This is a genomic window from Serratia sp. CY71090 (assembly GCF_052166845.1).
Classification (GTDB): Bacteria; Pseudomonadota; Gammaproteobacteria; order Enterobacterales; family Enterobacteriaceae; genus Serratia; species Serratia nematodiphila.
This window is the reverse complement of the sequence record NZ_JBJNOA010000012.1, coordinates 137,727-150,314: the sequence shown is the minus strand read 5'-3', so window position 1 is coordinate 150,314 and position 12,588 is coordinate 137,727. Positions and strand designations below refer to the sequence as shown.

The following is a 12,588-nucleotide window of genomic DNA, read 5'->3' as shown; positions in this document are numbered from 1 at the left end:
GCTAGGATCCGCCCCCTGGTGGCCTGATCGGGACTTTTTTCTGCGTTTGCCAGGAAAAGCCAGCGGCCTTATGCCAGCGTTAAAACCTCTAACAGACATATTCAGGCCTATACAATGAATGACAGTAACCGCATACGGCTTACCTGGATCAGCTTCTTTTCGTACGCGCTGACCGGTGCTTTAGTGATCGTCACAGGGATGGTGATGGGAAACATTGCAGAGTACTTTAATCTGCCGGTTTCCAGCATGAGTAACACCTTTACTTTCCTCAACGCCGGTATTTTGATTTCGATCTTCCTCAATGCCTGGCTGATGGAAATCATCCCGCTGAAGCGTCAGTTGATCTTCGGCTTTGTCCTGATGGTGCTGGCGGTCGCAGGGCTGATGCTCGGCAAGAGCCTGACCATGTTCTCGCTGTGCATGTTTATCCTTGGCGTGGTTAGCGGTATCACCATGTCGATCGGCACCTTCCTGATCACCCACATGTATGCCGGCCGCCAGCGCGGTTCGCGCCTGTTGTTCACCGATTCCTTCTTCAGCATGGCCGGGATGATCTTCCCGATCGTCGCCGCGATGCTGCTGGCTCGCCATATCGGCTGGTACTGGGTTTACGCCTGCATCGGCCTGCTGTACGTGGCGATCTTCGTGCTGACCCTGTGCTCCGAATTCCCGGTGCTGGGCAAGAAAGGCGCCGATGCCGGTCAACCGGTCGAGAAAGAAAAATGGGGCGTCGGCGTGCTGTTCCTGTCGATCGCCGCGCTGTGCTACATCCTCGGCCAGCTGGGCTTCATTCAGTGGGTGCCTGAGTACGCCACCAAGTCGTTCAACATGGACATCGGCCAGGCCGGTAAGCTGGTGAGCGACTTCTGGACCTCTTACATGGTCGGCATGTGGGTGTTCAGCTTCATCCTGCGCTTCTTCGATCTGCAGCGCATCGTTACCGTACTGGCCGCGCTGGCTACCGGCGCGATGTACCTGTTCGTCAGCACCGACAATCCGGAACACCTGGGCTACTACATCATGGCCCTGGGCTTCGTTTCCAGCGCCATCTACACCACGCTGATCACCCTCGGCTCGCTGCAGACCAAGGTCTCCTCGCCGAAGCTGGTCAACTTTATCCTGACCTGCGGCACCATCGGCACCATGCTGACCTTCGTGGTCACCGGCCCGATCGTGGCGAAAGGCGGCGCGCACGCGGCGCTGACTACCGCCAACGGCCTGTACCTGGCGGTGTTCGTGATGTGTCTGCTGCTGGGCTTCGTGACCAAGCACCGCAGCCACGGTCACGTGACGCACTGATTTTTTCGCATCAAATACATCAAGGGCGCCCGTAAGGCGCCCTTTTTTTGCGCCTTAGCGCCGAAAATCCACCGTCTCATCCTGCTGCAAATGCAGCGTGGTTTCCGCCGGCCGCGTTTCGGCGATCACCGCCCCCTGGCGAATCGAATAACGCACCGGCGTCTGGCGGCGCACCGCGTCGAAACCGCTTTCCGCCGGCAGGATCACCAGGTTGGCGCTGTTGCCGGCCGCCAGGCCATAGTCGCTGAGATTAAGGGTGCGCGCACTGTGGTGGGTGATCAGCTTCAGCCCATCGTCGATCTGGCCATAGCCCATCAGCTGGCACACGTGCAGCCCCATATGCAGCACCTGCAGCATGTTGGCGGTGCCGAGCGGATACCAGGGATCGAACACGTCGTCGTGGCCAAAGCAGACGTTGATCTCCGCCTCCAGCATCTCCTTCACCCGCGTCACGCCGCGCCGTTTCGGATAGCTGTCGAAACGCCCCTGCAGGTGAATGTTCACCAGCGGATTGGCGACAAAGTTGATGCCGGACATTTTCAGCAGGCGGAACAGCCGCGAGGCGTAAGCGCCGTTGTAAGAGTGCATCGCCGTGGTGTGGCTGGCGGTGACTTTCGCCCCCATCTCCAGCTTCAGCGCCAGCGCCGCCACGGTTTCGACGAAGCGCGATTGCTCGTCGTCTATCTCGTCGCAGTGCACGTCCACCAGCCGATCGTATTTTTGCGCCAGCGCGAACGCCTTATGCAGCGACTCCACGCCGTATTCGCGGGTGAATTCGAAGTGCGGAATGGCGCCCACCACGTCGGCCCCCAGCCGCAGCGCCTCTTCAAGCAGCGCTTCGCCGTTGGGATAAGAGAGGATCCCCTCCTGCGGGAAGGCGACGATCTGCAGCGTCACCCAAGGCGCCACCTCCCGTTTCACCTCCAGCATGGCGCGCAGCGCGGTCAGCGTAGGATCGGAAACGTCGATGTGGGTGCGCACATACTGCACGCCGTTGGCGATCTGCCACTTGAGCGTTTGCCAGGCGCGCTGCTTGACGTCTTCATGAGTCAACAGCGCCTTGCGTTCGGCCCAGCGCTCAATGCCCTCGAACAGCGTGCCGGACTGGTTCCAGGCCGGCTGACCGGCGGTTTGCGTGGTATCCAGGTGGATATGCGGTTCGACGAACGCCGGCAGCGCCAGCCCGCCCTGCGCATCCAACACGTCGCTGCGCCACTCCAGCCCTTCCGGTTGCGGCACCAGATGCGCGATGCGCCCCTGCTCGATCGCCAGTTGCCACAACCCTTCATGCCCGCTTAAACGCAGGTTATCGATAAACTTCAATGGACGTTTCGCCACCCTTCACCTCTGCCGTTGCGCTGGTTTTCTTCATCATACTGGCAGCGGATCGCGCTGACAAAGTCACCGCTTCATGCCTACCCCCTGCGTTTACTCCCTGCGGGGTAATTTGCATGCAAACTGACTCGCTTCAGCTAAAGGTGAATAAAATCCGCAACTTATCAAAAAACGTGAAAAATCATCCATATACCACGTTAGAGGTATATGGGAGTGTGATTGATTTGCATCAATAAATTGCTCATCGGGAGGGATAAGGTAAGCCTAGGAAACCCGAATTTTGAGGCAATAATGAGCAGAGTCAAACTTGCCGTCGTCGGCAATGGCATGGTCGGCCACCGGTTCATCGAAGATCTGTTGGATAAAGCAGACAAAGACCAATTCGACATCACCGTATTTTGCGAAGAGCCGCGCATCGCTTACGATCGCGTGCACCTTTCCTCCTACTTCTCGCACCACACCGCCGAAGAGCTGTCGCTGGTGCGCGAAGGCTTTTACGAAAAACACGGCGTGAAGGTGCTGATCGGCGAGCGCGCTATCACCATCAATCGCGACGAGAAGGTCATCCACTCCAACACCGGCCGCACCGTTTATTACGACAAGCTGATCATGGCCACCGGCTCTTACCCGTGGATCCCGCCGATTAAAGGCTCGGATAGCCAGGACTGCTTCGTTTACCGCACCATCGAAGACCTGAACGCCATCGAAGCCTGCGCGCGCCGCAGCAAGCGCGGCGCGGTAGTCGGCGGCGGGCTGCTGGGGCTGGAAGCCGCCGGCGCGCTGAAAAGCCTGGGGGTGGAAACGCACGTGATCGAGTTCGCTCCGGTGCTGATGGCCGAACAGCTCGACCCGATGGGCGGTGACCAGCTGCGCCGCAAGATCGAGCGCATGGGCGTCAAGGTACACACCGGCAAAAACACCCAGGAGATCGTCAACGGCGGCGGCACGGCGCGCAAAACCCTGCATTTCGCCGACGGCAGCCTGCTGGAAGTGGATTTCATCGTGTTCTCCACCGGCATCCGCGCCCAGGACAAGCTGGCGCGCCAGTGCGGGCTGGAGATTGGCCGCCGCGGTGGCATCGCCATCAACGACAGCTGCCAGACGTCTGATCCGGACGTGTACGCCATCGGGGAGTGCGCCGCCTGGCGCGATCGCACCTTCGGCCTGGTGGCGCCGGGTTACAAAATGGCGCAGGTGGCCGCCGATCACCTGCTGAACCGCGAAAACGGCTTCCAGGGCGCCGACATGAGCGCCAAGCTGAAGCTGCTGGGCGTAGACGTCGGCGGCATCGGCGATGCCCACGGCCGCACCGAGGGCGCCCGCAGCTACGTCTATCTGGATGAAAGCAAAGAAGTCTACAAACGCCTCATCGTCAGCGCCGACAACAAAACCCTGCTCGGCGCGGTGCTGGTGGGCGACACCAGCGATTATGGCAACCTGCTGCAGTTGGCGTTGAACGGCATCGCGCTGCCGGAAAATCCGGACGGCCTGATCCTGCCGGCCCATGCGGGCAGCAAACCGGCCATCGGCGTGGATTCGCTGCCGGAAAGCGCGCAGATCTGCTCCTGCTTCGACGTCAGCAAAGGCGACATCATTCAGGCGGTCAACAAAGGCTGCCACACCGTGGCGGCGCTGAAGGCCGAAACCAAGGCCGGCACCGGCTGCGGCGGCTGCATCCCGCTGCTCACCCAGGTGCTGAACGCCGAGCTGAGCAAGCAAGGCATCGAGGTCAACCATCACCTGTGCGAACACTTCGCCTATTCGCGCCAGGAGCTGTTCCACCTGATCCGCGTCGAAGGCATCAAGTCGTTCGAGGCGCTGCTGACCAAATACGGCAAAGGCTACGGCTGCGAAGTCTGTAAGCCAACCGTCGGCTCGTTGCTGGCTTCTTGCTGGAACGAGTACATCCTCAAGCCGCAGCATACGCCGCTGCAGGATACCAACGACAACTTCCTCGGCAATATCCAGAAAGACGGCACCTATTCGGTGATCCCGCGCTCCGCCGGCGGCGAAATCACCCCGGACGGCCTGCTGGCCATCGGCCAAATCGCCAAGGAGTACAACCTCTACACCAAAATGACCGGTTCGCAGCGCATCGGCATGTTCGGCGCACAGAAAGACGACCTGCCGGCCATCTGGCGCAAGCTGCTCGCCGCCGGCTTTGAAACCGGCCACGCATACGCCAAGGCGCTGCGCATGGCGAAAACCTGCGTCGGCAGCACCTGGTGCCGCTACGGCGTCGGCGACAGCGTCGGCTTCGGCGTCACGCTGGAGCACCGTTACAAAGGCATCCGCACCCCGCACAAAATGAAGTTCGGCGTCTCGGGCTGCACCCGTGAATGCGCCGAAGCGCAGGGCAAGGACGTCGGCATCATCGCCACCGAGAACGGCTGGAACCTGTATGTCTGCGGCAACGGCGGCATGAAACCGCGCCACGCCGATCTGCTGGCCGCCGATCTCGATCGCGAGACCCTGGTGCGCTACCTCGACCGCTTCATGATGTTCTATATCCGCACCGCCGATAAGCTGCAGCGCACCTCGGTGTGGCTGGAGAGCCTGGAAGGTGGCATCGATTACCTGCGCAAGGTGATCGTCGACGACAAGCTCGGCATCAACGCGCAGTTGGAAGCCGAGATCGCCCGCCTGCGCGACGCGGTGGTCTGCGAATGGAAAGAGACCGTCGAGCACCCGGAAACGCAGCTGCGCTTCGCCCACTTCATCAACAGCCCGCTGCGCGATCCGAACGTGCAGGTGGTGGCCGAACGCGACCAGCACCGCCCGGCGCGCCCGGACGAGCGCATTCCCGTCACCCTGATCGATACCGAGGAGAGTCACGCATGAGCCAGTGGATTACCGTTTGTCCCGTCGCCGACATTCTGCCCGGCACCGGCGTGTGCGCCCTGATCGGCGATCGGCAGGTGGCGGTGTTCCGCCCCTATGCCGACGAACAGGTGTTCGCCATCAGCAATATCGACCCGTTCGCCCAGGCCAGCGTGCTGTCGCGCGGCCTCATCGCCGAACATCAGGGCGAATTGTGGGTCGCCAGCCCGCTGAAGAAACAGCGTTTCCGCCTGTACGACGGCCACTGTCTGGAAGATGACAGTCGTTCCGTCGCCAGCTTCACCAGCCGGGTGGTCGACGGCATCGTGCAAGTCGCGGCATAACCTTTCGGGAGGCAACATGTTTACCGATACGATCAACAAATGCGCCGCCAACGCGGCGCGCATCGTCCGCCTGGCGAAGGAGAGCCCGCTCGGCTTTTGGATCAGTTCGGCGATGGCGGGCGCCTACGTCGGCCTCGGCATCATCCTGATCTTCACCCTCGGCAACCTGGTCGACCCAAGCATACGGCCGCTGGTGATGGGCGCCACCTTCGGCATCGCGCTGACGCTGGTGATCATCGCCGGTTCCGAGCTGTTCACCGGCCATACGATGTTCCTGACGCTCGGCGTCAAGGCCGGCACCATCCGCCAAAGCCAGATGTGGGCGGTGCTGCCGCAAACCTGGCTCGGCAACCTGCTCGGCTCGGTGCTGGTGGCGCTGATGTATTACTACGGCGGCGGCAGCCTGCTGCCGGTGGATACCAGCCTGGTACACAGCGCCGCGTTGGCGAAAACCACCGCGCCGGCCGAGGTGCTGTTCTTCAAGGGCGTGCTGTGCAACTGGCTGGTTTGTCTGGCGATTTGGATGGCGATCCGCGTTGAAGGCGCCGCCAGGTTCATCGCCATTTGGTGGTGCCTGCTGGCCTTTATCGCCTCGGGTTACGAACACTCCGTCGCCAACATGACGCTGTTCGCCCTCTCCTGGTTCGGCAACCACAGCGAGGCCTACACCCTCGCCGGCATCGGCCACAACCTGCTGTGGGTGACGCTGGGCAATATCCTTTCCGGCTCGGTGCTGATGGGCCTGGGGTATTGGTACGCCACGCCGCGCGCCGAACGCCCGCAGGCGGCGAAAGCCGCCGCACGTCAGACCGCCTGAGTTTTCGGGGGCGCCTTTCGCCCCCACCCTGATGACCCCGAGGAGTGCCGATGGATTACCTGCCGATTTTCTGCCAACTGCAACACAAAGCCTGCCTGCTGGTCGGCGGCGGCGAAATCGCCGAACGCAAAGCGCGCCTGCTGCTGGACGCCGGCGCGGCGCTGACCGTCAACGCCCTGGACTTCACCCCGCAGTTCCGCCAATGGGCGGAAGAAGGCCTGGTGACGCTGGCCGAGGGCGAATTCAGCCCGGCCCTGCTGGCGGAAAAATGGCTGGTGATCGCCGCCACTGACCGGCTGGAGGTCAACGCGCGGGTGTACCAATGCGCCAACCAGCAGCGGGTATTCTGCAACGTGGTCGACGACCCGAAACGCGCCAGCTTTATCATGCCGTCGATTATCGACCGTTCGCCGATCATGGTGGCGGTGTCCTCCGGCGGCAAAGCGCCGGTGTTGGCGCGGCTGCTGCGCGAGAAGCTGGAAGCAATGCTGCCGCAGCACCTCGGCAAGCTGGCCCAACTGGGCGGCTCGCTGCGGCAGCGGGTAAAACAACGCTTCAGCGGCCTCGGCGCACGCCGTCGCTTCTGGGAACGGTTGTTCGCTCACGATCGGCTGGCGCAATCGCTGGCCAACGGCGACGCCGCGCTGGCCGAACGCCAGCTCGAGCAACTGTTCAGCGAACAGCCGGCAGATCGCGGTGAAGTGGTGCTGGTCGGCGCCGGGCCGGGCGATGCCGGTTTGCTGACGCTGAAAGGGCTGCAACAGATCCAGCAGGCCGACGTGGTGGTTTACGACCGGCTGGTCTCCGAAGAGATCATGGCGCTGGTGCGCCGCGACGCCGAGCGCATCTTCGTCGGCAAACGCGCCGGGCACCACTGCGTGCCGCAGGAACAGATCAACCAAATTCTGCTGCAGCAAGCGCTGCAAGGCAAACGCGTGGTACGACTGAAGGGTGGCGATCCCTTTATCTTCGGCCGCGGCGGCGAAGAGCTGGAGACGCTGGCGGACGCCAACGTGCCGTTCTCGGTGGTGCCGGGCATTACCGCCGCCTCCGGCTGTTCCGCCTACAGCGGCATCCCGCTCACCCACCGCGACCATGCGCAGAGCGTCCGCCTGGTGACCGGCCACGCCAAGGCCGACGGTGGATTGGACTGGGCGACGCTGGCCGCCGGGCAACAGACGCTGGTGTTCTATATGGGGCTGTCGCAAGCGGCGGAAATCCAGCGCCGGCTGATCGCGAACGGACTGCCGGCCGCCACGCCGGTGGCGCTGGTGGAAAACGGCACCTCTTGCCGCCAGCGGGTGATCGAAGGCGAGCTCCACCAACTGGGCGCCTTGTCCCTGCAGGCCGCCAGCCCCAGCCTGATCATCGTCGGCAGCGTGGTCAGCCTGCGCAGCAAGCTCAATTGGTTCGCCAGCGAGGAATCGCCCGCCAGCCTGGCGCAAATGGCATAATACCGACGTAAAAAAAGCGGCCTTAGGCCGCTTTTTTATTTGCGCCGGCGTTACGCCTGCGGCGGTACGAAACCGACGGCCTGATAGACCTTCGCCAGCGTTTCCTGCGCGCGTGCGCGGGCCTTGGCGGCGCCGTCGCGCATGACCTGCTGCAGATAGGCTTCGTCGTTGCGGAAACGGTGGTAGCGCTCCTGCAGCTCAGCCAGCATGCCGGAGACGGCTTCCGCCACCGCGCCTTTCAGGTGGCCGTACATCTGGCCTTCAAACTCGGCTTCCAACTGCGCGATGCTCTTGCCGGTCACGCCGGCGAGGATATCCAACAGGTTGGAGACGCCCGCCTTGTTGACCACGTCGTAACGCACGACAGGCGGCTCTTCCGAGTCGGTCATTGCGCGTTTGATCTTCTTGGTCACCGCTTTCGGATCTTCCAGCAGGCCAATCACGTTGTTGCGGTTGTCGTCCGACTTGGACATCTTCTTGGTCGGCTCCTGCAGCGACATCACGCGCGCGCCGGATTTAGGAATAAACGGCTCCGGCACTTTGAACACGTCGCCGTACAGCGCGTTGAAACGCTGGCCCACGTCGCGGCTCAGCTCCAGGTGCTGTTTCTGATCTTCGCCCACCGGCACCTGGTTGGTTTGATACAGCAGGATGTCCGCCGCCATCAGCACCGGATAGCTGAACAGCCCGGCGTTGATGTTCTCCGCGTAGCGCGCGGATTTGTCCTTGAACTGCGTCATGCGGCTCAGTTCGCCGAAATAGGTGTAACAGTTCAGCACCCAGCTCAGCTGCGTGTGCTCAGGCACGTGCGACTGCACGAAGATGGTGCTTTTTTCCGGATCGATACCGCAGGCCAGGTACAGCGCCAGCGTATCCAGCGTGGCCTTGCGCAGCTTCTCGGCGTCCTGGCGCACGGTGATGGCATGCAGATCGACGATGCAATAGATGCAGTCGTAGTCGTCCTGCATCTGCACCCACTGACGCAGCGCACCCATGTAGTTGCCGATGGTCAGTTCGCCGGACGGCTGCGCGCCGCTAAATACGATGGGCTTACTCATGTTTAAATTTCCTGATTCTCTAAAGATGACAGCCCAAGAGCGGGCAACAAATCGGCGAAGCGCTCCAACACCCGATCGGGGTGGCTCAGGGCGATCGATTCGCCGTAGTTATAACCGTAGGTAAAGCCGACGCTCGGGCAACCGGCGCCCTGCGCGGCTTGAATATCGTTGCGTGAGTCGCCGACGAACAGCAGTTCATGCGCGCGCAGGCCAAGCTTGCCGAGCACCAGGTACAACGGTGCCGGGTGCGGTTTCTTTTCCGTCACGTCGTCGCCGCCGATCACCAGCGAGAAATAGTCGCCAATGCCCAACGATGCCAGCAGCGGCGCCACGAACGGCGTCGGCTTGTTGGTCACCAGCGCCATCGGGTAACCGTGCGCGGCCAGGCGGGCCAGCGTCTCTTGCACCTGTGGGAACAGACGGCTGCCGCTGTCGACGGTCTGCGCGTAGAAATGGTCGAAGCGTTCACGCAGCCGGCTGCACTGCTCCGGCGAGCCTTCCGCCTCCGCCCAACGCAGCGCGCGCTGCACCAGCACGTCGGCGCCGTTGCCGATCCAGGTGCCGACCCGCTCCTCACCCGCTTGCGGCAGGCCCGTCTCTTCCAGCGCCATATCGATGGCGGCCGCCAGACCCAGCGCGCTGTCGACCAGCGTGCCGTCCAGATCGAAGGCCAATGCGCGGATCGCGCCGAAATCAGCCATGGGTAACCTTCGCCAGCTCGCTGCGCATTTCGTCAATCACCTTGCGGTAGTCCGGCTGGCCAAAGATGGCGGAACCGGCGACGAACATATCGGCGCCTGCGGCGGCGATTTCGGCGATGTTATCCACTTTCACCCCGCCGTCGACTTCCAGGCGGATATCGCGACCGCTGTCGTCGATCAGTTTGCGTACCTGGCGCAGCTTGTCCAGAGTGCCGTGGATAAACGACTGGCCGCCGAAGCCCGGGTTGACCGACATCAGCAGGATCACGTCAATTTTATCCATCACGTAATCGAGGTAGCTTAGCGGCGTCGCCGGGTTGAACACCAGGCCGGCCTTACAACCGTGCTCTTTGATCAGCTGAATGGTGCGATCGACATGTTCGGAAGCTTCGGGGTGGAAAGAGATATAAGACGCGCCGGCCTTGGCGAAATCTGGCACGATGCGATCTACCGGCTTGACCATCAGATGCACGTCAATCGGCGCGGTAATGCCGTAGTTGCGCAGCGCTTCGCACACCATCGGACCGATGGTCAGATTGGGCACGTAGTGGTTGTCCATGACGTCGAAGTGCACCACGTCGCCGCCTGCGGCCAGCACGTTAGCGGTATCTTCACCTAACCGGGCAAAATCTGCCGACAGAATGGACGGGGCAATCAAAAACTTTTTCATCCGCTTCTCCAAACGTAGGGTCGAGTTGTTATGCGCCGGGGTGCCCCCGGCTTAGCGATACAGCGCCAAAAGCTCATTCACTTTGCTGCGGCCGAGAATATTGCGGCTGATCGTGCGGCGCGCTTTCACCACATACAGCGCAGCATGCTGGTACCAGTCGCGCGTCAGCTCGGTATCGTGATTGGAGATCAATACCGGTACCTGGCTCTCTACCGAGAGCTGGTGCGCCAGATGCGCCAAACTCTGCTGATCGGCGATGCTGAAGCTGTTGGTGTGGTAAGCGGTGAAATTCGCCGTCGCCGACAGCGGCGCGTAAGGCGGATCGCAATACACCACGGCACCGGCCACGGCCTTCGCCATGGTATCGCGGTAATGCTCGCAGACAAAAGTGGCATTGCGCGATTTTTCGGCAAACCAGTAGAGCTCTTCTTCCGGGAAGTACGGTTTCTTGTACCGGCCAAACGGCACGTTAAACTCGCCGCGCAGGTTATAGCGGCACAGGCCGTTATAGCAGTGACGGTTCAGGTACAGGAACAGCAGCGCCCGGCGGTAAGGCTCGGTACTAGTATTGAACTCTTCTCGCAGCAGGTAAAACTGATCCGAGTTATTGAATTCATCGGCGAAAAGCGTGCGGGCATCGCGCACGAAGTCATCCGTGCGCAGCTTAACGATGTTATACAGGTTGATAAGATCGCTATTGATGTCGGCGAGAATGTAGGCGTCGTAATCCGTATTCAGAAAGACGGATCCCGCACCCACGAAGGGCTCGATTAAGCAGTCTCCCGCCGGCAGATGGCGACGAATCTCATCTACCAGCGGGTATTTTCCACCAGCCCATTTTAAAAAAGCGCGGTTTTTCTTCATGCCGTCAATTAGCTACTTATACAATTCAGAGCGGCGGATTGTACTCTGTTTCAGACAGCACATCAGCGCACAAATTTAAATGATTTATTTTTTAAGATCTTGCTGCACTTGGTGTACAGGTCGGACCCATGGTTTTTTCGCCTGCACATCCGCCGGCAACGAAGCAATGGCGCGCTTCGCTTCTGCGGAAGAAGCATAGTTGCCGCTCACCAGCACGTACCACGGCTTGCCGTCACGCTTGGTGGCGTACACCAGGTAATTCTGCAGCTTCTGCTGTTTGGCGTAGGCGTTCAGCGTATCGGAACGCGAAGCGCTGCTCAGCTGCAAGGTATAGTGGCTGCCCGGCGCAGACTGCACAGAACTGCCGCTGCTGGCGACCGCTCCCGCTTTCGCGGTGGAAGACGGCTTGGCCGGCGGCGTATACACCGTGGTCGGTGATTTATGCTGCGTTGCGGCCGGTTTGGCGGCGGCAGTTTTCGCCGGCGTTTTATGCTGTTGCGGCGCGGTTCCCTGCACAGGACGCGTCGCTTCGCGCGCTGCGGCGCCGCTCATCACCGTCGCCGGTGCGGTCGGCAACGTCGACGCTGCGCCGGTCATGCCTTGGGTCGCCGCATCCACCTGCCCCTGCTGCTGCGACAACGCATCCGCCATGTTGCCCGGCAAATCGACGCGCTGCTGCGCACCGCCCTGCTGAGGCTGCGTTTGCGCTTCGGTCGGCGTGCCGGAGATCGGCGGAACACTGACGTTCTGCGGTTGCTGCGGCTGAGTCGCGCTCACGCCGTTGTTATCGTGGGTATCCGTGGTACCGCCCGGCACGCCGTTGTTGGCGGTAGTCAGCGACGAAGAACCGGACAGGTTGATATCGCGGGCTCCGCCGTTTTGCGCGCCGTTCTCCTGAGCCGCTTCATGTTTGGTCGGCGCCTTCAGGGCGGAACCGATGCCGATAATCAGCAGCAGCAGCACCAAAATGCCGATGCCAATCATCAAATGTTGGCGCGAAACGGCGAAGCGCGGCGCGGCGGCCGGCTTGCGCGAGCGCGTAGGGCGACGATCGCTGCTATCAGGTCTGAGATCGTCTTCCGGTTTAAACTCGTCCATCTGAAACCCTCCAACTAGAGGCAAAAGCCCACCACCGTAGACCTACCGTGGCACGGGCAGATTAACCCGATGATGGCAAAGCGACACCCGTCGTGCTCTGCTCACTGTATTAATATAGATGCAAATGG

At 61.5% G+C, this 12,588-nt stretch carries 11 protein-coding genes; 5 read left to right on the top strand and 6 right to left on the bottom strand.

All coding sequences use genetic code 11. The features are described from left to right. The first annotated feature begins 114 nt into the window (after window positions 1–114). On the top strand, window positions 115–1,299 hold the full coding sequence (gene tsgA / locus ACJ8OK_RS20455; RefSeq protein ID WP_033631923.1) for an MFS transporter TsgA: 1,185 nt from the start codon (window positions 115–117) through the stop codon (window positions 1,297–1,299). Window positions 1,300–1,353: 54 nt separating this feature from the next. Here the strand turns inward: tsgA and ACJ8OK_RS20450 are convergent, their stop codons facing one another. Further along, the gene (locus tag ACJ8OK_RS20450; RefSeq protein ID WP_373365198.1) at window positions 1,354–2,622 is read right to left on the bottom strand and encodes a cytosine deaminase; all 1,269 of its coding nucleotides are present in this window, start codon (window positions 2,620–2,622) and stop codon (window positions 1,354–1,356) included. 303 nt (window positions 2,623–2,925) lie between these two features. Here ACJ8OK_RS20450 and nirB point away from each other — a divergent pair, with 303 nt between their 5' ends. The 4 genes from nirB to cysG are packed head-to-tail and all read left to right on the top strand — an operon-like array spanning window position 2,926 to window position 8,069. Beyond that, entirely contained in the window at window positions 2,926–5,475 is a 2,550-nt protein-coding gene (gene nirB / locus ACJ8OK_RS20445) for a nitrite reductase large subunit NirB (RefSeq protein ID WP_082997493.1), read from the top strand. Next, window positions 5,472–5,798, top strand: a complete 327-nt coding sequence (nirD, locus tag ACJ8OK_RS20440; protein WP_015379293.1) for a nitrite reductase small subunit NirD — start codon at window positions 5,472–5,474, stop codon at window positions 5,796–5,798. The genes nirB and nirD overlap by 4 nt, the downstream gene beginning before the upstream one ends. Window positions 5,799–5,814: 16 nt before the next feature. After that, window positions 5,815–6,615, top strand: coding sequence for a nitrite transporter NirC (nirC, locus tag ACJ8OK_RS20435; protein WP_021504771.1), 801 nt, complete (start codon window positions 5,815–5,817; stop codon window positions 6,613–6,615). Between the two features lie 50 nt (window positions 6,616–6,665). Further along, on the top strand, window positions 6,666–8,069 hold the full coding sequence (gene cysG, locus ACJ8OK_RS20430; RefSeq protein WP_033631919.1) for a siroheme synthase CysG: 1,404 nt from the start codon (window positions 6,666–6,668) through the stop codon (window positions 8,067–8,069). 50 nt (window positions 8,070–8,119) lie between these two features. Here cysG and trpS read toward each other — a convergent pair whose 3' ends face one another. The 5 genes from trpS to ACJ8OK_RS20405 all read right to left on the bottom strand — a co-directional run bounded on the left by trpS (window position 8,120) and on the right by ACJ8OK_RS20405 (window position 12,460). After that, on the bottom strand, window positions 8,120–9,127 hold the full coding sequence (trpS, locus tag ACJ8OK_RS20425; RefSeq protein WP_004930324.1) for a tryptophan--tRNA ligase: 1,008 nt from the start codon (window positions 9,125–9,127) through the stop codon (window positions 8,120–8,122). Window positions 9,128–9,129: 2 nt separating this feature from the next. Further along, a complete protein-coding gene (locus ACJ8OK_RS20420) occupies window positions 9,130–9,828 on the bottom strand; it encodes a phosphoglycolate phosphatase (protein ID WP_442530918.1) in 699 nt (232 codons plus the stop codon). Next, the gene (rpe, locus tag ACJ8OK_RS20415; RefSeq protein WP_004930320.1) at window positions 9,821–10,498 is read right to left on the bottom strand and encodes a ribulose-phosphate 3-epimerase; all 678 of its coding nucleotides are present in this window, start codon (window positions 10,496–10,498) and stop codon (window positions 9,821–9,823) included. Before rpe ends, ACJ8OK_RS20420 begins: the two co-directional genes overlap by 8 nt. Window positions 10,499–10,549: 51 nt before the next feature. Continuing rightward, window positions 10,550–11,362 carry an adenine-specific DNA-methyltransferase gene (gene dam / locus ACJ8OK_RS20410; RefSeq protein ID WP_004930319.1) on the bottom strand — a complete coding sequence of 271 codons (813 nt, stop codon included), beginning with the start codon at window positions 11,360–11,362 and terminating at the stop codon, window positions 10,550–10,552. Between the two features lie 84 nt (window positions 11,363–11,446). Next, window positions 11,447–12,460 (bottom strand): SPOR domain-containing protein, encoded by a 1,014-nt coding sequence (locus tag ACJ8OK_RS20405; RefSeq protein WP_033631917.1) that lies wholly within the window; start codon window positions 12,458–12,460, stop codon window positions 11,447–11,449. Between the last annotated feature and the right edge of the window lie 128 nt (window positions 12,461–12,588).